15 protein-coding genes are annotated in these 20,558 nt (G+C 43.0%); 14 read left to right on the forward strand and 1 reads right to left on the reverse strand.

The window, feature by feature from the left end; all coding sequences use genetic code 11:
• The first annotated feature begins 72 nt into the window (after positions 1-72).
• The 14 genes from fliD to HMPREF9625_RS06150 all read left to right on the forward strand — a co-directional run bounded on the left by fliD (position 73) and on the right by HMPREF9625_RS06150 (position 18,219).
• Complete coding sequence (gene fliD, locus HMPREF9625_RS06080; protein ID WP_009534791.1) at positions 73-2,610, forward strand: flagellar filament capping protein FliD; 2,538 nt, start codon at positions 73-75, stop codon at positions 2,608-2,610.
• A gap of 260 nt (positions 2,611-2,870) precedes the next feature.
• Positions 2,871-3,278, forward strand: coding sequence for a flagellar export chaperone FliS (locus tag HMPREF9625_RS06085; RefSeq protein WP_009534790.1), 408 nt, complete (start codon positions 2,871-2,873; stop codon positions 3,276-3,278).
• A 109-nt stretch (positions 3,279-3,387) separates the two neighbouring features.
• Entirely contained in the window at positions 3,388-3,789 is a 402-nt protein-coding gene (locus HMPREF9625_RS06090) for a hypothetical protein (RefSeq protein WP_009534789.1), read from the forward strand.
• Between the two features lie 38 nt (positions 3,790-3,827).
• Positions 3,828-6,548: a nucleotidyltransferase family protein gene (locus HMPREF9625_RS06095; RefSeq protein ID WP_009534788.1), complete on the forward strand. Its 2,721-nt coding sequence runs from the start codon at positions 3,828-3,830 to the stop codon at positions 6,546-6,548.
• 389 nt (positions 6,549-6,937) lie between these two features.
• Positions 6,938-7,366, forward strand: a complete 429-nt coding sequence (rplM, locus tag HMPREF9625_RS06100) for a 50S ribosomal protein L13 (RefSeq protein ID WP_009429680.1) — start codon at positions 6,938-6,940, stop codon at positions 7,364-7,366.
• A 14-nt stretch (positions 7,367-7,380) separates the two neighbouring features.
• A complete protein-coding gene (rpsI, locus tag HMPREF9625_RS06105) occupies positions 7,381-7,773 on the forward strand; it encodes a 30S ribosomal protein S9 (RefSeq protein ID WP_009428996.1) in 393 nt (130 codons plus the stop codon).
• 930 nt (positions 7,774-8,703) lie between these two features.
• Positions 8,704-9,855 carry an AAA family ATPase gene (locus HMPREF9625_RS06115; RefSeq protein ID WP_009534787.1) on the forward strand — a complete coding sequence of 384 codons (1,152 nt, stop codon included), beginning with the start codon at positions 8,704-8,706 and terminating at the stop codon, positions 9,853-9,855.
• Positions 9,856-9,867: 12 nt separating this feature from the next.
• Positions 9,868-10,386, forward strand: coding sequence for a hypothetical protein (locus HMPREF9625_RS06120; protein ID WP_009534786.1), 519 nt, complete (start codon positions 9,868-9,870; stop codon positions 10,384-10,386).
• Between the two features lie 123 nt (positions 10,387-10,509).
• Entirely contained in the window at positions 10,510-11,853 is a 1,344-nt protein-coding gene (locus HMPREF9625_RS06125) for an MATE family efflux transporter (RefSeq protein ID WP_009534785.1), read from the forward strand.
• Positions 11,854-12,026: 173 nt separating this feature from the next.
• The gene (locus HMPREF9625_RS06130) at positions 12,027-13,631 is read left to right on the forward strand and encodes an ABC transporter substrate-binding protein (protein ID WP_009534784.1); all 1,605 of its coding nucleotides are present in this window, start codon (positions 12,027-12,029) and stop codon (positions 13,629-13,631) included.
• A 300-nt stretch (positions 13,632-13,931) separates the two neighbouring features.
• The gene (locus HMPREF9625_RS06135; protein ID WP_009534783.1) at positions 13,932-14,879 is read left to right on the forward strand and encodes an ABC transporter permease; all 948 of its coding nucleotides are present in this window, start codon (positions 13,932-13,934) and stop codon (positions 14,877-14,879) included.
• A 17-nt stretch (positions 14,880-14,896) separates the two neighbouring features.
• A complete protein-coding gene (locus HMPREF9625_RS06140; RefSeq protein WP_009534782.1) occupies positions 14,897-15,736 on the forward strand; it encodes an ABC transporter permease in 840 nt (279 codons plus the stop codon).
• Between the two features lie 208 nt (positions 15,737-15,944).
• Positions 15,945-17,081, forward strand: coding sequence for an ABC transporter ATP-binding protein (locus HMPREF9625_RS06145; protein WP_009534781.1), 1,137 nt, complete (start codon positions 15,945-15,947; stop codon positions 17,079-17,081).
• A gap of 169 nt (positions 17,082-17,250) precedes the next feature.
• Positions 17,251-18,219, forward strand: a complete 969-nt coding sequence (locus HMPREF9625_RS06150) for an ABC transporter ATP-binding protein (RefSeq protein WP_009534780.1) — start codon at positions 17,251-17,253, stop codon at positions 18,217-18,219.
• Between the two features lie 20 nt (positions 18,220-18,239).
• Here the strand turns inward: HMPREF9625_RS06150 and HMPREF9625_RS06155 are convergent, their stop codons facing one another.
• Complete coding sequence (locus HMPREF9625_RS06155) at positions 18,240-20,234, reverse strand: PfkB family carbohydrate kinase (protein WP_009534779.1); 1,995 nt, start codon at positions 20,232-20,234, stop codon at positions 18,240-18,242.
• Positions 20,235-20,558 lie beyond the last annotated feature (324 nt).

The following is a 20,558-nucleotide window of genomic DNA, read 5'->3' on the forward strand; positions in this document are numbered from 1 at the left end:
ACTTTTCTCGTTTAAATCAGGAAACCGTGTCCGGTATAGAGGACCGGCTTTTTAAGAGAGGAAGGATGAATCATGGGAAGTTTAACAATGGGTGCAACCCAGGGAAGCTCCGGAATAGGAAATACCTCTTTACGTGGTTTTGGAGGGATGTCTTCCGGTTTGGATAGGGATGCTTTAATTGAACAGATGACAAAAGGAACGCAGGCAAAGCTTACCAAAGCAAGACAGGAGAGTACAAGAATCGAGTGGAAGAGAGATGCCTTCAGAAGTCTTTCCGATAAGACGCTGGATTTGCAGGATGATTTTCTTTCGTATTCTTCGCGCTATTCCCTGAAGAATTCCGAATTGTATTCGACCAATATGGTGGATGCAAGAGGAGATAGCTCTGCCACAAAATTCATCACTGCACGCGGTGCGTCGGAGATGAGTAAAAATCTAAAGATTGCTGCAGTGACGAAGCTTGCAACGGCAGAGTCCGTTGTTTCTGATGTGAAGGGCTCGGTTACCGCGATTAAGACGGGAATCTCTCTAAATGCAATGTCGGGAGCAAAAAAAGCGAAGATCAGTAATTTAAAGGGAACCTCTCTTCAGTTTGGAAACTATGATACAACAGGTGCCTTTACGGAGAAAACCCGATTTACTTTCCCTGCGTCGTATACGGACGAAAATGGCAAGACTGTGGAAATCGACTATACCGGAGACAAGCAGAAGCTGGTAGAGGATCTGAATAAGGCGGCAAAGCAGGCAGGAGTAAAGCTTGGAGAGCACCAGGACCTGAAGTTTAAGTATAATCCGGGAGCAACTCCGGGAAATGACTTTATCAGCATTGAAGGAAGCTCGAATTATGTCATTAAGACTGAATCGAGCGCACTGGAAGCGTTGGGATATGAAGCAGGGCATCCGGGAGCAACATCGACCGGCAGCGGCTCGGCTGCTTATGGTTTAGGATTGAATCATTTTAATGCCGGGACGGCAGCGGCTCATAAATTTACGCAGAAATCCTTAAAAGAAACGGATTATTTGGATTACCTTGCGGATAAAAAGATCAGCATAAGTTTTGGAGCAACAAGAAAGGATGTAAGCATCCTTACAGAGCAACAGCTTAACCAGATTAAAACGGCATCGACCGATCCGAGTACAAGACTCAATGCAGTAAAGGCGGCGATGCAGGAGAATATAGACCATGCTTTCGGAAACGGAAAAATCAGGGTAGATAGAGACACGGATCATCTTACCTTGAACAGTGTGAACGGAAAAGACACGGTTACCGTAAATGCTGCCGATAAAATCGAAAGAGATAATCTGGGGATTCAGGAAGGAAGCTCCAACAGAGTCTCCGTATCCAGCTCGATTATGAGTAACCTCGATAAACTGGGACTTGGTTCCTTTAGCGGAAATAAGGCTGCTTTGAATACCGCCCTCTCACACTTGAAGATTAACGGGAAGGAAGTAAAGGGACTTAGTTCTGATATGACGGTATCGGAGATGCTGCGGAAGATTAATGATGCCGAGGTCGGAGTAAGAGCAAGCTATATGGAAGGATCCGGACGTTTTGTGCTGGTAAGCAGCGAGACCGGAAGCGGAAGGACGATTGATTTAGGGAATGCTTCGGATCCGAACAATGTTGCCGCAAAGATTTTTGGGGTAACGGCATCGGGAGGCGGTCAGATTAATCATGGAGAAGATGCGGAGCTCGTTTATAATTATGGAAACGGAATCAATGAAATTGCACATTCTTCTTCCAATACCTTTAACATTGACGGCTTGGAAATCACGGCAAGCGGAAAATTCGGTGTGGAATTTGATCCTAGCGGAAATCCGGTAACAAGGCCGGATGGAAGCTATAACTATGATAGCTCCAAAACAGTAAGCTTCAGTTCGAAGGCCAATGTTGAAAAAGCTGCTACCAATATGAAGAAATTCATAGAAAAATACAATGAACTGGTGAGCGAAGTTAATAGTGCCGTAAGAACGCGAAGAGAAAAAGGGGTCGATCCTCTTACCGAAGAACAAAAGAAGCAGATGAGTGAAACTTCGATTGAAAACTGGGAGAAGAAGGCAAAGCAGGGAGTTCTATACGGAGAAAGCTCTATCAGAAACTATAGTATGTCCTTAAGTTCCGTGATGACGAAGATGATGGGAGACTTGGAGAAGGCCGGGCTTAGCTATACAGATATGGAAGAAGCGGGCATTACCATGTCATCGGATTTCCAGGATGGCGGAAAGTTGGTTTTTGATGAAGAAAAGTTTAAGAAAGCCATGGAGACGCATCCGGAAAAGATTGAGAAGATGATGACCGGATACCATGGTTCAAAAGGATTGGTGAAAATCGTGGAAGAGACGGTAACACCGTATGCAACCCGCTTTTCAAGTAAAAATGGAGGATCTTACGGAGAATTAATTAAGCAAGCCGGTTCCAACAGGATGTCTTATACGAATCTCTCTTCCGTCATGCATGAAAAGCTAAAGGAGAATGCGGAGAAGATTGAAAAAATCAAAGCGCTGCTCAGCACCGAACAAGATCGATATATCAAGCAGTTCTCGCAGTTAGAGCAGTTAATCAGCAAGATGAACGCTCAGGCCTCCTATCTGAGCGGATTGAATAATTAGTTTTATCTTAACAAGTTGCATGCACTCATAAGGAAGGAAAGAGGATGTGAAGAGAATTGTCACATCCTCTTTTCTTTATAGTAAGAACTTTTTTAAAAAAATCCTTTATAAAAACGGAATACCTGACGAAATACTTTAAGAGATGAAATAAGGATTCAATACCGAGAGGATGTGTATCGGAAAGAATTTTCTTTTATCAGATGTATAAAAGAGTCCAATTCCAGTATGTAATCAGCTATTTTCTAAACACAGGAGAAGTCATGAACGAGTATCAAAAAAAGTATAAGGAGCAAAGTATTATGCAAATGAGTCAAGGAGAACTTTTGATATTGACCTTTGATGAGGCAATCAAGTGTTTAAAGCAGGCGGATCTTGCCTTGGGAGAGAAGAACTATAATAAGTTTGATGAATTATTGGACAAGTGCAATAAAATCATTCATTACTTACGAAAAACACTGGATATGAAACAGGAAATCAGCCGCGATTTAATGGAATTATACGACTTTATTACCTTTGATATAGGTTTGGTAAAGGCGGGAAGAGAAAGAAGGCAGGAAGAGCTTCCTAAGCTTGCAGATATCCTTAATGATCTTCGAGAAGGTTTCTATGGTGCTTCTCAAAAGGTTACGGATGTCCATATGCCTGAAGAAGCTAAGGTGGTAGGATAGTCGGAATAGATACGGGCTGCTTGTAAGAATTGGAAAGGGGGCTGTAAAAAATTAAAAGTGCCAACTTTGATTTTTTTACAGCTACTTTTCTGTAATGGGGGAGAAATAGATGGACATGGAAAGGCTTGCCAGTCTATATCAGAAAAGATATAATATAACGAATGAATTAAACAGGATAACGGATGAGCTTCTTGTGTCTTCCGAGAGGCAGGATAATGTAAGTATGGATCTTCTTTTGGATATGAGAGAAGAGTGTATCCATAACTTGGAACAGAATGAAATGGAAGTTCGCGAGATGGTGGAAGTAAGCGAACCGGAGGCGAAAATTTACCAAAAGATAACCGGTATAGGGGAAAAGGAAAGATCTTCCTTAAAGTATCCGGAAAAACAGGTTGCGGAGTTATACCTGAAAGTCGGAGAAGTTTTGGAAGAGGTAAAGAAGAAAAATAAGCTGATGCTTTTTCGGGCCAATCGCTCGAAAGACTATCTTGCTGATAAAATACTGGCATAAACAAATTTCGATTTTAAGAGTGCTAAGAAAGGAAAGCAATGAATCGAAGTGTGTATGAAGGCAAGTTTTTGCTGAACCTGGTGGGGGGAACCTTACGACAGGATGAATCTTTTCCTGTGATGCGGAATATGAATTGGGCGAGACTGTATCGTATTGCCGAGTATCATGAAATCACTTCCGCAGTATATCTTGGTATGCTTTCGGTGGGGGCAAGGGTTCCTGCCCTTTTTGGCGAGCGTTTTTTTCAAAGGTATCAGGAGGCGGTGCATTACGGAGAGATTTATGAGGCTTCGGAGTTGGAAATATTATCCGTGTTTCAGGCCTTCAAAGTCCCTGCAATCATTCTGGAAAGTGCCGCTGTTCGACGTCTCTATCAGTTACCGGAAACTGCGGCAAATTCTCCGCTGAGAGTCTATATTCCGGAAGAAAGCTATTATCTTGCAAAGGGTTATCTTGTGGATCTTGGGTATATCACGGATGAACAGTATAAGGGCTTTGGAGAAAGCATGAGACGGGTTGCCGGATTTCGTGTTGAACTATATCATACCCTCCCCTATCTGACGAAGACCTATAAGAATTGCATGAAGGGCATTTTAAACAGGGCCTATCCTGACAAGCAAAATCCTGCTTTGAAGGTCCTGTCCTTAGAGAGCAGTTATCTTTTCCGTATTGCAGAGGCATCCTATCATTTTTGCAGCGACAGTTTGCGAGTCAGGGAGCTTTTGGATCTCTATCTGTTCTACAAATTATTCAACAAGGACATGAACCGTCGTTTTCTGGATGCGAGAATCAAGGAGCTGAACATCGGTCTTTTGTCACAGACTCTGCTGCACATGGCGGATATGTGGTTCAGTAGCCGGAATAACTCTTTATTTCCCTATCCGAAAGAAGACATCAGCCTTTATGATGATATGGAAAGCCGCATACTCTCGAACGGAATGGTAGGAAGAGACAGTATTTCCGAGGCCATAAAGTTAAGAAAAGAGATTCGCAATGTGGAAGACCAGGAGGAGCGGGTAGAAAAATGGAGAAAGTGGAAGGATAAGTGGAAGAACCGCTTTAAAGCGTTGGGAAGACAAATCAGATGGCTGTTCCCGGATAAAAACTATATGACGAGCCTCTATCCCGTACTTGAGAAAATGATTTTCTTACTCCCGTTTTGTTGGATAAGAAGAGATATAAAGCTGATCTGGATTATGATTCGTACGAAAAATGAAGTGCCGGAAGAAGTTCCTGAGATGAATGACAGGACGGATTCCAGTGAAGTTGCAAAGTATCGTAGAATCAGAAGCATTTCCTCTACAGAAGACATAGGCTATTCGGATGATCCGTTTAGAACGGACGGAAAGAAGAAGGCATTCTATAAAGGAAGAACCGGAGCTTTGGAGGAGGGAGTCGCAGGAGATACCGAGGCGGAAGAGCTTCCCTTAAATAAAGACTACAGTTTCCTGTCTGAAGAGATCAATGAAGAGGAAGAGGCGAATGAGGGGAAAGAGACCGACTTAAATCTTTGGGATTTTAAGGCGGCATCTCAATCCGGTGCATTATCGACTCCGTCTTCTACCTCGAGCTCTTCGTCGACTTCGGCGTCGTTTTTAAAAAGGAACGAAAAAGAGAATGCGTTGTCTGAAGAAGAAATACAGAAATCCTATGCGCAGGGCTTACCCAGAGAGATGGATACAGAGCCTGACCCCTTCGTAAATCGGGAGGCGGCTCCGGAGCAGTCCGGTGTTTGGGATTCTATCCCCAAAAAAGAGCATACGGATGACCCCTCTTCCGCCATTTTCGGAAAACTCAGTGCGGAGGATGAGGATAAGGCGGTGGGGGCCCTTAGTTCGTTTTTGGATCAGGATTCTGCTTCCGGCTTAAGTGAAGAAGAAATTCAGGAAAATATCAGACTGATTGAGGCTCGATACAGACAAATCTTGGAAGGAAGCGGACTGGATGTGGAAGATACAAAGCCGCATGTCGGAAAGGAAGCGGAAGAGATAAAAAAGACGGAAGAGCCGACCGATCCAACAGAGATTACAGACGACATGATTAAAAGCATTGAGGCGGAACTGGCCAGAGATGCGCAAGGTAAGCAAAATCAGCCAGCAGGACAAGGCGTCCGTGAAGTCGAGTTCAATCTTCCGGGAGGAAGGCAGTCCGGAGCGAGTAAAAATCATGGTGAACAAACTGTTCGCGAAGTGGGATTTGATTTTCCGGGTGAAAATAGGACAAGAGTAGCTAAAAATCCTGGCGAACAAACTATTCGTGAAGTGGGATTTGATTTTCCGGAAGGAAATAGGACTACAGCAAATAGAGCTGCTGCTGGCCAAGGAATCCGTGATGTCGAGTTCGGCTTTCCCGGAGGAAAACAATCCGGCGAAGTAAAGGCAGCAGGACATGGTGTTCGGGATGTTGAATTTAATCTTCCGGGAGGAAAACAATCCGGTGAAGCCAAAGCAGTAGGGCAAGGCATTCGCGAAGTGGATTTCAATCTTCCGGGAGGAAGACGACTTGAAGCAGAGAAAAATCCACATGGACAGGGAATCCGTGAAGTGGAATTCGGCTTTCCCGGAGGAATCTCGGGTGAAGACAAGCATTCAGAAGGACCGGGTATTCGAAAAGTGGAATTTGCATTTGCCGGAAAGCCAAAGGCGGAATCGGGAAGAGAAAGCTTTAGCAGTGCAAAGGAAGAAACCGTGATGGTGGGCGGTAAAAGTATGAAGGTTCATTCCTGGATGTTCCCGAAAGAAAAGCATGAAGAGAAATAGCCTCTCTTTTCGAGGGACAAATATCCTTTGGGAAATGAATTCCGACAGAACTGTTATTTTTAGCACAGTGTAAAAAATTCACCTTGGTATAGGGTGAATTTTTTATGTGTATGGAAATCCGGATATAGGATAGAGTTTTTTTCTGTATTGTAGGATGCGATATTATATAAATTGCAGGATGTGTTATTATACAAATTCATTTGACATAAGATAAAAAAAGGAGTAAAATTACAAAGCATTTTTGCAATGGGACAGGTAAATTATGCTCTTTTATACGTTTTACCGGTTCTGTGATTACTTAAAGCAGGGCCTTAGGCCCGGGCTACATTAAATACTGAAATCAGTCCCTGACTGGACCAGAGTAAGTAGCCTACACATAGGAGGTTGTTATGAATTCTTACGTAGCAAAGGCTTCTACTATCGAAAGAAAGTGGTTCGTGGTAGATGCAGAGGGGAAGACACTCGGACGTCTTGCATCGGAAGTAGCATCCGTTCTTCGCGGAAAGAGAAAGCCGACTTTCACACCGTTCTTAGACTGTGGTGACTATGTAATCGTAGTGAATGCAGAGAAGATTCAGGTAACAGGAAAGAAGCTGGAGCAGAAGCTGTATCGCACCCATTCTCGTTATGTCGGTTCCATGAAGGAAACTTCTTTAAGAGATATGAGAGCCAACAAGCCTGAGCAGGTTATTGAACTTGCAGTAAAGGGAATGCTTCCCAAGGGACCTTTAGGTAGACAGATGTACAAGAAACTTTTCGTGTATGCAGGCCCGGAGCACAAGCACCAGGCACAGCAACCAGTTGCATTATCAATCTAAGGGAGGAATAGAGAATGGCTACAAATAGAAACTACGGCACCGGTAGAAGAAAAAGCTCTGTAGCAAGAGTGTATATCATGCCGGGTACAGGTAAGATTACCGTAAATAAGCGTTCCATTGATGAGTATTTCGGTTTGGAGACTTTGAAGACCATCGTTCGTCAGCCGCTTGTGGCTACACAGAACGAAGGCAAGATTGATGTACTTGTCAATGTATGTGGTGGCGGTACCACAGGTCAGGCCGGCGCTATCCGTCACGGTCTTTCTCGTGCACTTTGCGAGATGGACAGCGACTTCAGACCGGTTTTAAAGAGAGCAGGATTCCTTACAAGAGACTCTCGTATGAAGGAGAGAAAGAAGTACGGATTAAAGGCTGCACGTCGTGCTCCGCAGTTTAGTAAGAGATAAGAAAAGACATATCAAGTATATGGGACTCCTCAAGAAATTGGGGAGTCTTTTCTTATCCCTCTAAACTGCGGAACGGTTTGCCGTAAAGGCCCACAATTACTCGCTGGGAATATGCCAAAGGGCATATTCCCTTTACGCTCGTACAGTTCTCCAAGAGATAAGAAACGAATTCATATTCTATGGGTTCCCTGTGTATACGGGGGACCTTTTCTTTTTGCTTTTTTCAACTGACTTTCGTTTCTTATCTCCTTTCGCCCTGCGGAACGGTCTGCTAAAAGCAGATCGTTACTCGCTGAGAATATGCCAAAGGGAATATTCTCTTTACGCTCGTACAGTTTAGTAAGAGATAAGAAAAGACATATCAAGTATATGGGACTCCTCATGCAACTGGGGAGTCTTTTCTTATCCCTCTAAACTGCGGAACTGTTCGCCGTAAAGGCTCACAGTTACTCGCTAGCAAGATGCCAAAGGGCATCTTGCTTATCCGCTCGTACAGTTCTCCAAGAGATAAGAAACGAATTCATATTCTATGGGTTCCCTGTGTATACGGGGGACCTTTTCTTTTTGCTTTTTTCAACTGACTTTCGTTTCTTATCTCCTTTCGCCCTACGGAACGGTCTGCTAAAAGCAGACCGTTACTCGCTGGGAATATGCCAAAGGGCATATTCCCTTCACGCTCGTACAGTTTAGTAAGAGATAAGGAAAGACAACAATTATTTTTATATGAAATTTGCATATTTCAAGAGGATTCAGAAATTTGTTGTCGTTGAAAAAACTTCAGCAACCAAGAACAGCGTATGACTTTTTGTGGGGGCAATAACAGATTAGAAAATAAAAACGTAAAGCATGTTGATATTTTATTATTTTCGGCGCATAATAAGATTACAAGAAAATAAAAGAGGGAAAACTGTTTTTAGAGGAGAGCCACCTATGAAAATACTCCGTATCACCGCACAAGGACTTCCGTTATTCAAAGAAAACTTGGATATTTGCTTTTATGCGCAGCAACGTGTTTGCGAAGAAGACAAAGATAGCCTTTACCGTTTGACGGATAACTACTATCTTCACTCTGCCTGTGCTTTCATTGGAATTAACGCATCAGGCAAAACATCGGTGTTAAAGGTCATTAGTTTGGCAATGAATATTGTGAAAAATGAGCCCATCAATCATGTGGAGGCAAAAAGCATTCTTGGCGGAACAAAGAAAGCTACAATCCGCACCTATTTTTATGATAAACGCAGTTATATCTGCTGTTTGGAAACTGTAATTGTAGCCAAAAAAGCGAAAACAGAGGAATGTGTGTATACGATTCTGTCTGAAAGCCTTTGGGAAAAGCCGATTGCAACCATTAGGTCGAAAAAGTATCTGACTGATTTTACAGGAATGAAGCCGGTAGAACAGCGCAATAGCGATGAAGCATACCTTTCTGATGATGTCAGCTTTATCATTGCACATAATAAAAAAGCGAATGACTCAGTGGAAATATTCAGCTTGCTTTCCTATACGAATGTGAATGTGCTTCCATTTACCGAAGATATTCCGTTGGAGGTAATTGCATTTCTCGACTCGACTATTGAAAAATTATGCTTTGAGAAGACAGAGGGAAAAACATTTATCCACTTGAAGTTTAAGGATGAAGAAGAGATTATCCTGAATAATGCGGCAGACCTTGAGCAGTATCTATCCTCCGGTACGATTAAGGGTATTATTACATTCTCGATGGTAAAGGAAGTTCTTCGTTCAGGAGGTTATCTTCTGGTAGATGAAATAGAGAATCATTTCAACAAGGAAATTGTAACGACCTTAATGCGCTTCTTTATGGATAGTAGACTAAACAAAGACGGCGGAACGCTTATTTTCACCACGCATTATCCGGAACTGCTGGATGAATATGACCGAAACGATGGGATTTGCATTGTAAGAAACCGTAATGGTATTATAGCAGAAAATTTGAGCTATATATTGAAGCGTAATGATATTAAAAAGAGTGATGCCTACCAGAGTGGCTTCCTTGAGGGAACAACGCCGGCATATGAAGCGTATATCCGCTTGAAGAAAAGCCTAGCCGCTTCTATCCATTAAGGAGGAGGCAGAATGGAATTAGCAAAGTATAAGGCGTGTATATGTGAAGGCTCTGCAGAAGGAGCTATTATCGACATATTGGTTGATAATGATCTTCTGATTTTCAAAAGAGAAGAAATGCTGGAAGAATGTGTTATCCGTTGCAGAAGCGCTAAGCGATTTGAGGAGCGATACTTACGGAAGGGATTTGATGAGCGGATTTCTGTGATACGGATTTTGGATTCTCGTAGAGAGGGATTTCGATTGAGTAATGCATATGAGCAGAAAATTGACGTGGTAAATGTCATTACTGCTCCAGAAATTGAAATGTTGATTATTCATACGGAAGAAGCATATGATCAATTTAAGCTTTCCGGAAAAAAACCAAGCGAATTTTGCAAGTCAAATCTTCGGATGCATGATGTGAAGTCGTATGATTTTGTGAAGCAGTATTTCAGTAACCCACAGCTCTTAGTGAAAGCCATAAAAGAGTATCGTAGAACAGTAAATATTCCCAAAGGAGAATACTGTTTGTCTGATTTACTGAGATGAGCTTGGAAAGGTTTTTGATACATAGACCGTGGCTCAAATGATCACTAAGAGGAATGGATAACAGTTTACAGAAAACAGAATAGAATCATCTTTGATGTTGGAACGTTGTTGAGGAAAAGGCTTATGGCAAAGGATGAGTATTTAATTACGGATAGACCGCTGAAAGCATTGACGATTTTTGCCATGCCGATGATTTTGGGCAGTTTCTTTCAGCAGGTTTATAACATGGCGGATTCCATTATCGTTGGTCGCTTTGTCGGGTCTTCCGCACTTGCCGCTGTCGGTGCCTGTGCAGCGCTGACCAATGTTTTCATTTGTGTGGCGCTTGGTGCCGGTGTCGGAGCCGGCGTTCTTGTCAGCCGCTATTTTGGGGCCAAAGAGTATGGGAAAATGAAAACGGTTGTGTCAACCTCTTTGCTTAGCTTTCTTGTTCTAAGTCTACTTCTTTCCGTCTTCGGTTTTTCTTTTTCCTACGCGATGATGGAAGCTTTGCAAACGCCTTCCGATATTCTTAGGACCTCGGTGCTGTATCTCAGAGTCTATTTTATCGGCTTTCCGTTCCTTTTTATGTACAATATTCTCTCCACCATGTTCACGTCTGTCGGAGAATCCAAAATTCCGCTTGGACTTTTGATTTTTTCCTCCATCTTAAATATTTTTCTGGATCTTTGGATGGTAAGAACGCTTGGCCTCGGCGTGTTTGGCGCAGCCCTTGCGACGCTTATCGCACAAGGCGTTTCCGCCGTACTCTCTCTTCTCCTATTCTTTTATCGAATAAAGCGCTATCAAAGCAGTTTTCAGTGTTTTGATACTAAAGAGCTGTCTTCCATGCTTCGAATTGCTGTTCCCTCCGTGCTTCAGCAATCCACGGTTTCCGTCGGGATGATGATTGTACAGTCGGTGGTCAATCCCTTCGGCACACAGGCACTGGCGGGGTATTCGGCAACGATGAGAGTGGAAAATGTTTTCTCTTTGATTTTTGTCTCTATCGGGAATGCCGTTTCACCGTTTGTTTCCCAGAATCTTGGTGCAAAGAAAATTCGTCGTATCAAAGAGGGCTATCATGCGGCACTTCTTCTCGATATCGTGTTTGCCGTTTTTGCCTTTCTGATTATTGAAACCCTGCACACAGAGATTTCTTCGCTGTTTCTCGGAAAAGACGGAACTGTTCTCGCCTATCAGGTGTCTTCCGATTATATGAGATGGCTCGGCTATTTTTTCCTCTTTATGGGAGTGAAAATGGCGACTGACGGCGTTCTTCGAGGACTTGGAATCATGCGGCCATTTCTCGTTGCTAACATGGTGAACCTTGCGATTCGCCTGTCCGTGGCCTTATCTATGGCACCTCGTTTCGGCATTTCCTTTGTCTGGCTTGCCGTGCCCATAGGTTGGCTTGCCAATTTCCTGATTTCTTATTGTGCGCTGAAGAAAGCCTTTCCCGGTGAGTCCGGCTTATCCGCTCACTAGTGCAGTTTATACACCGACAAGATGCGAACCTATGCAAAATACTTATAAATTCCCTCGTCTATTCCTTTCTCTGATGTTGCCGGAAAAATACAATGCAAATATTGTCATGAAAAAACAATTCCTATATAATCACTGGGAATTGTTTTTTGTTTCAGGGAAAAGGAGGAAAAAGAGTGAAGAAGAAATGGATGAAACTGTTCTCTATTGTGGCGTTAAGTTTGGCGGTAACAGCCTGCGGAGCTGCAAAACAGGAGAGTAGTGAAACGAAGACAGGAACAGCTGCACAGTCGGAGAAGGCTTCTGAAGGGCAGACGGAAAAGGCTGCAAGTGCAAGTACAGAAAGCGATAGCTTCACTTACATTATTGACGGCGATACGGGAAATACTTTGAATCCGCTTACAGCGGATGACCGCTACGGCTTAATGACTACGCATGCTTTATATGCTCCTCCTTATCATATTTATGGAGACGGAACAATTGATTATATCTTGGCTGAAAGCATGACTCCGTCGGAGGACGGTTTAACTTTAACCATGAAGCTGAAGGACGGTTTAAAGTGGAGTGACGGAGAGCCTCTTACTGCTGATGATATTGTTTTTACTTATGATAGTATCAACAAAATAAGCAAGAATCTCTATATCGGAGATGATCCCATTACGACGGAAAAGCAGGATGACAGAACCGTGCTCTTCCATCTGCCCTCTGTTTCCGCAAGTGCCATGGAGATGCTTTCCGACGAAATCAGCATTATCCCGAAGCATATTTTCGAAGGGAAGGAAAATGCGGATATTTCCCTTTTGGACGATAAGGTTGTAGGTTGCGGTCCCTATACTTTTGAAGAGTATAAAACAGGAGAGTATCTGAAATTCAAGGCCAATCCCAACTATGTGAAGGGAAAACCTTATATTGATACCTTGATTTACAGAATTATTGAGAAGTCCGATACCGCGACCTTGGCTATGCAGAGCGGAGAAGGGGACACCCTCGTTCTCACACCGGATATGATTGAGCAATATAAGGGAAATGACGGCTTTACTCTGTATAACTACAGTGAAGGAAGAGTTCCCTATGTTCGCTTAAATGTCAATGCCGACACAATGAAGGATAAGAACTACAGAGAAGGCATTTTAAAGGCTTTAAATCGTGATGAGATTATGCTTGCGGCATATGGAGATAAGGATTACTACGAGCTGGGATATTCTTTCCTTCCCTATGATAATAAGTATTATACGGATGATGTAGAAAAATGGGATCAGGACCTTGAGAAAGCAAAGGAACTGACCAAGGACGGCGCGAAGAGCTTAAAACTTGCCTATGTTACCAACAATGGCGTTCTCGAAAGAGAGGGGCTTGCCATCCAGTCGGAATTAAAACAGGTAGGAATCGATGTAGAACTTGTCGGAATCACGGACGTTGCATATTCCAAGATGTCCAGAGAAAAGGGCAATAAAGAGTATGATATCGTGCTCGGCGGATATGTAATGGGTAGTGATCCGGATACCTTCGCTATGCTTTTCTCCTCTCAGAAAGACAACAGCATGAGCTTTAGCAATGCGGAAATCGATAAGCTCTTTGAAGAGGGAAATGCGACCTTAGACGATTCGAAGAGAATGGAAATCTATAAGAAGGTGCAGAGACTGGTTTCCGAAGAAGCAATCTATTATCCGCTCGGTACCAATCTGAGAACCATCGTGACCAAGAGCAATGTGGATCCGGAAGAAGCGAAGCTGGTTCCGATTTATACCTACGGTGATCTTTCCAAGCTAAAGTTTAAATAAAAATATAGTAAATAAAAATATAGTAAATCGAAATACAGTAAATCGAAAAATAGTAAAGTACAATAGAGTAAATTACAATATAGATTGTTCGATTTAGGAAGATAAAATAATGGAGATGGAGTTATCCATTTCCATTATTTTATAATTCATAACGAGTATCGCTCGCAGAGCGCGCGGTATTTCATTCTTGACAAGTGGCTAAGCCGAGACCGAGGATATCCGTTTTAGAAGGATATCGGTATAAACACATGATGCCTCGTTAAGAAGTTAGTTTTTTTTTACAAAAGAAATCAGGATTTTATGGCTAAATATATAGTAAAGAGATTAATACAAACGATTCCTCTGCTTTTTCTTATTACGGTGCTCTGCTTCACCTTAATGAATCTGGCACCCTATGATGCAGTGGATGCCATCGCGAGTTCCAAGATGACAGAGGCGCAGAGGGAGGAAAAGAGGGAAGAACTGGGACTGTTAGATCCTCTTCCCGTGCAATACATTCGCTGGCTAGGGAGAGTGGCTAGAGGAGACCTCGGAAATTCGCTCTTAAATCATACCAGCATTTCGAAGGACCTTCTGATTCGGATTCCGAATACCATCAAGCTGGTCCTACCTTCCTATGCTACCGCGTATATCCTTGCGATTGTACTGGGGCTATACAGCGCAAGCTTTCAAGGAAAATGGCCGGATAAGTTGATTGACGGCTTCTCTACGCTGGGACTTTCTTTGCCAAGCTTTTGGATAGCGATGATCTTTATTTATTTTTTTGGATATAAGTGGAAGATCTTTCCCTTGCAAGGGATGCAAACGATAGGAAAGGAAGGGGATTTCTTGGACTTTATTAGGCATCTCGTACTTCCCTACCTGGTTCTCGTGATCGTTTTTCTTCCGGACTTATGCCGTTATGTCCGCTCCTCTGCGATTGTGGAGCTTAGACAGGACTATGTATTGGTACAAAAAGCGTTCGGTGCTAATAAGAAAGAAATACTTTTTCATCATGTTGCCAAAAATGTTCTCTTACCGCTTTTTACAAAACTCGGTATGGCTTTGCCGCTTCTTGTCACAGGTGCAGTTATTACGGAAAGTGTATTTGCCTGGCCGGGTGTCGGTTTATATTTTGTAAAAGCCGTGGATTCTTTGGATTATCCTATTGTTATGGCGGTTTTGCTTTTTTCCGGAACGCTTGTGATACTGGGGAACCTCCTCTCGGATATTCTCTATGCACTAGCGGATCCGCGAATTGCCTTTTAAGAAAGAGAACCGGTGGTATGAGGATTAACAATTTCTTTTCTGCATTGAAAAAGGATAAGCTTGCGCTCTTAGCTCTCTTTTATCTTCTTTTTGCAGTTTTTATCAGCATAGTGGTTCAGTGGATTCCTATTGACCCGGACCAATTGGATGTAATCCATGCTCTCGCATCGCCTTCTCCGGCGCATTTTTTCGGTACGGATGAGGTGGGGAGAGATTATTTTATACGCGTACTTTATGGAGGAAGAGTCTCCTTATTAGTAGGCTTTTTATCCATGCTTATGAGTATGAGCATAGGCGTGGTTTTGGGGCTTGTTTCCGGTTATTTTGGGGGCTTTGTGGACGCGATTCTTATGCGTATCGTAGATGTGATTTCTTCCATTCCCTGGATTATTATGGTTATGGTCATTGGAATGATTTTTGGAAGAGGCTTTCTCTCTTTAATCTTTGTTATCGGACTTTTGAGCTGGATGGAAATCGCGAGACTGATTCGATCGGAGGTTTTGTCTTTAAAAGAAAGAGAATATGTACAGTATGCAAGATTCCTCGGAATTCCTTCAGGAAAAATTCTCTTCTCTCATATTTTCCCGTCCATCCTTCCGACTACCATTACGGCTTCTACCGCAGCAATTGCCTCATCGATTATGGTGGAAAGTGCCCTTAGCTTCCTCGGAAGAGGAATTTCTGCTCCGATGTCCAGCTGGGGAAGCTTATTGCAAAGCTCGCAGAAGTTTTTGCAGAAAGCCCCTTACATGGCGGTCCTTCCAGGAATTCTCATTATTCTGACCGTATTTTCCTTTAATAAGCTGGGAGGGGTTTTACGGAAATCTCTGGATCCCGCTGTGTTACAGGGGGCTTAGCCGGATATGTAATCGGGGAGATAGCGTGCACCAAGAAAGCAGGTACCAAGACGAAAGCGGAAAAGAATGAACTATATTGCTTTACATTTGGTAGTACTGTAGTTTTTTGTACTATGCATTTTATGAATCCAGTAAAGATAGGACTAAGGTAAGAATATAACTAAGGTAAAGATATAACTAAGGTAAAGATATAACTAAGGTTAAAGAGATGAATTGGGAAGAAAACGAAGAGCAAAGAAAAAACGAAGGACAGAGGAAAAACGAAGAGCAGAGAAATAAAGAAGTGTACAGAAAAAAAGAAGGATATAGAGTGGAAGAAAAGAGAGTGGTAGAAGAATATAGAGTGCAAGAATATAAAGAGCAAGAAGAGGAGCTTCTTAGCGTAGAGGACTTAAGTGTGGAGATTCCGCTTTCGGAAAAAACGGTTTACCCTGTTTCCGGTATCCGCTTTTCTCTGAAAGAGGGAGAACTTGCAGCGATTGTCGGAGAGTCGGGAAGCGGAAAATCCGTGGCAATGAAATCCATACTCGGTCTTCTTCCGAGTGGCGCAAGAAGAACAGCGAAGAAACTGTCCTTTAAGGGGAAAGACCTTATTTCTTTATCGGAGAAAGAGTATTACGGCATCCGGGGAAAAGAAATCTCCATGATTTTCCAAGATCCCATGACCGCTTTAAATCCTCTGATGAGAATTGGAGAGCAGATTTCCGAGGTCATCCTTCGGAACAGGAAAGAAAAAATGACCAAACAAGAGGCGAAGGAAGAGGCAATCCGTCTCCTTTCTTCCGTGGGGATTACCGATGCGGAGAAAAAATACAGGCAGTATCCGCATGAATTTTCGGGCGGAATGAGGCAGAGAGTCTTGATTGCCATGGCGCTGTCCTGTTCTCCCGCACTTCTTATTGCGGATGAGCCTACTACGGCGCTTGATGTTACGATTCAGGCGCAGATTTTGAAGCTTTTAAAGGAAGAGGCAAGAGAGAGAAACACGGCGGTTATCTTAATTACGCATGACCTTTCGCTTGTTTTTGAAAATGCGGAAAGCCTCTTCGTGATGTACGGCGGGAAAATCATGGAGAAGGGTAAGGTAGAAGAAATCTTCTCCACTCCGGCACACCCGTATACGAAAGCGCTTCTTGCCGCGATTCCGTCGATGGAAATGGAAAAGGGAGAGAGGCTAAAGCCGATAGAGGGGAATCCGCCTTCTCTTTTTGAAAAGCCCATGCGCTGTCCGTTTCTTGAACGCTGTAAGGAGAGGATGCCTATTTGCGAAGTGGAGCTGCCGAAAGAGCAGAGTTTAAGTAAGACGCATAGCTTTGCTTGCCACCAAAAAGTGGAGTTTAAGTAAGGGGCATAGCTTTTTTGCCAAAAAAATAGGAGTCTAGGCAAGACAGATAGCCTGGCTTGCCACAAAAGAGCAGGGTTTAAGTAAGGCACGTAGCATTTATTTATTATAAAAGAGAAAATCCAATGGAAGGCATATGGTGCTTGCCGGTCATAAAACGGAAGAGGAATAAATGAAAGAAGAAATATTACGAGGAGAGGGGATAAAAAAAGACTTTCCTATTCGAAACTTTTTTGGAAAAAAATTAGGAAATATTGCGGCGGTAAAGGATGTCAATATTTGCTTAAATAAAGGGGAGACCTTCGGTCTTGTCGGGGAGTCCGGCTGTGGGAAATCCACCTTGGGGCGTTGTCTCTTGGGGATGATTGACAGAACAGCCGGGAAGCTCTACTTCCACGGCAGGGAAATTCCGATGGGGGAGGAAAAGTCGATAAGGGAGATGCAAAGAAAGATGCAAATCATTTTCCAGGACCCGTATTCCTCCTTAAATCCTTACTGGACAGTTCGGGAAATTCTGGAAGAGCCGCTCTCAGAGGAGCGTTTATCGAAAAAAGAAAAGGAAGAAAAGATAGAGAAAATTCTGGAGAAGGTGTCTTTAGCAAAAACGGATCTTGTGAAGACTCCTTATGCCTTTTCGGGAGGACAAAGACAGAGAATCGGTATTGCACGAGCCCTCGTAAAGGAGCCGGAGCTGGTACTTTGCGATGAGCCGATTGCAGCTTTGGATGTGTCCATTCAGGCGCAGGTTGTGAACCTGCTCAAAGATTTACAGGAGGAGTTAAAACTCAGCTATCTTTTTACAGCGCATGACCTATCTATGGTGCGCTATATCAGTGACCGCATCGGGGTGATGTACTTGGGGACAATTGTAGAAACGGGAGATACGGACAAGGTCTTTTCATCCGCACTGCATCCCTATACGAAGGCGCTCCTTGCCGCTGTGCCAAGACTTAGCAAAGTCGCAAAAAAGGAGGACATTTTGGAAGGAGAGGCGGAATCTATCGGAACGGAAAGAGGCTGTCTCTTTGCTTCCCGCTGCCCATACAGGAGTGCACAGTGCCTGGAAGCTCGGCCGGTACTGGAGAGTGCGGCAGAAGGACATCAAGTGGCTTGCTTCAGATGGAAGGAGATAAACGGGTAAGGGTGAAGAAAGTCTCTAACTTACTTTAATATCTCCGGCTCGTCTTTTGCAATATAAGCCTCTAGGGTATTTCTATCCACCAAGGATGGCTCTACGCCTTCTCTGGTAATGCTTAAAGCTGCGGCATAAATGGCGATACGGATTGCCTTATCAAGAGGATAATCAAACAAAAGATAAGAAGCAAGAGCACTGATAAAGGCATCAGCAGCACCTGTTGTGTCGATGGCGCTAACTTCCTTTGCAGGGAAAAGAGCACAGAGACCCTTTCCTTTTGCAAAAAGACCGCTTTTTCCAAGCGTGATGATAACCATGCCGGCTCCGCTTTTTAAGAAATAGTCAGCACAGCTTTCCAAAAGGCTGATGTCCGACTTTTCTTCTATTTGCATCTTCTGCAATTTTTCTGCAAGCCTTGGCTCATCTAGGGATAGGAGAGTGAAGGCTTCTTCAAGGTTAGGAACGAAAATATCCGTTAAGGACAGGATTCTTTGCTCAATTTGCCTTATGGAAGAAGGCTTGAGGATAACAGGAATCCTGTTTTTTTGTGCAAGAAGACAGGCCTTTAAAACGGCATCTTGCGGGATTTCCGTATTTAAGAGGCAGACTTTACAGTCGCTAAAGGCGGGAGCGGCCTCTTCGATGATTTTTCTACTGACACATTCATTTGCACCGGAAAGAATGGAAATCATGGAATCTCCCGTATGGTTTAAAAAGATATATCCTTTTCCCGTGATTTCTCCGGGGATACGTTTTAAATAAGTGGTATTCACGCCCTTCTGCTTTGCGGTTTCGTAAATGGTATCCGCTTCAAGGTCATCTCCAACCAGTCCGATAATGGATGCGTTGTGCCCTAAATTGCTGACGCCAATGGCTTGGTTCATACCTTTCCCTCCCAGATAGGAAGCGGAACGTGCGGTACGGGTTGCGATTCCGGGGCTTGGGAGTTCCCGGAAAAAGAGATAGGAGTCTATATTGACACTGCCAAGAACCACAATTTTTTTTCTCTTCGCTGTGGAAGGCGCGGCAATCGAATTATTGTGGTTTAAGCTGTATGCAGGCAAAAATGCTGATGGTTTCTTCTTGGCAGAAACGGAGTTTTTTGAATCTTGGGAAGCTTCCATCTGCGCGATAAGGCATTTTCCTAAATACTCTCCGAATGCTTCAAAAGGAATAAGGAGAGCCGAAATTTCGGAGAAGTTATGGATATTGCTTTGGTGCTTGCATAAAGTGGTCAGGGAAATATCGTTCGGGATATGCAAGTGCCGATTCAATAATCTCTGGTACACACGGAAGCAATTTTGAAAATGAAGACTCAACACGGCAGTAATACTGCCGCCGGAGATGTTCCGATAAAATTTATCGTTGTCTTTGGAGAAGAGCAAGTCCTCTGTAAACGGCAGAGAGTTCTTGTATAAGCAGTTTTTAAAGCCTTCTATAAATTCTCCACGAATAGGACTGTCTTTCTCCGCGATAAGGGCGATTCGACTGTGTCCTGCTTCCACTAATTTTTCTGTTAAAAATTCCGCCATATTTCTATAGGACATTGCCGGAAGAAAATCGGTTCCGACCATTTCTTCTTCCGCACTAAACAAAAAATAAGGTTTTTTGCTTTGTGAAAGCTGTGACTGCACATCGGGAGACAAGCTTTTGTTTATCGGGTTAAACAGAATTCCGTCAACATTACTGGAAGAGAGAAGTGCCAGATTTTTCAATTCCTGAGAAGGGTTCAGATGACTTTCCAATACAGTGATGCCATAACCACGGGAACGTGCGATATTCATAAGACCTTTCAAAAGTCGTTCATCAGGGATGCAGTCCCGAAAAACAACTCCAAAAATACTGGATTTTTCGGGGTATTGATTCCGCACGAAGGAATAAGGCTTGTAATTGTATTCTTTGGCCAAAGAAAGGACGTGTTCTCGTGTTTGTGTGCTGATATTGGCATCCTTGTGGTTCATGATTTTGGAAACGGTGGAGACGGAAACGCCTGCCAGTTGAGATAATTCCTTTATGTTCATCTGTGTTCTCCCGATTTTAAAAGTATAGATATCATATACCAAAATTTAAAGATTTAGAATCAGGAAGAGGGGAAGAAAAGGTGCTTCGTGCAGAAATGAAGTGCTTACTCCTATACAAAATAAATAAAATGAACAATGAAAAAATAGAAGAAAAAACGAAAACAATTCGTTCTCAATAGTAAATAGATTAGATAATACAGATAGAACAAAGCGAAATGCACAAAAATAAAAACATATTTAGTGTGAAATAGATGAAAATCAAAGCCTTTATATATTCGTATTGACATGAAATGCAGAATTGATATATCTTATGAATAAGAAAAT

Source organism: Oribacterium parvum ACB1 (genome assembly GCF_000238055.2).
GTDB lineage: Bacteria > Bacillota > Clostridia > Lachnospirales > Lachnospiraceae > Oribacterium > Oribacterium parvum.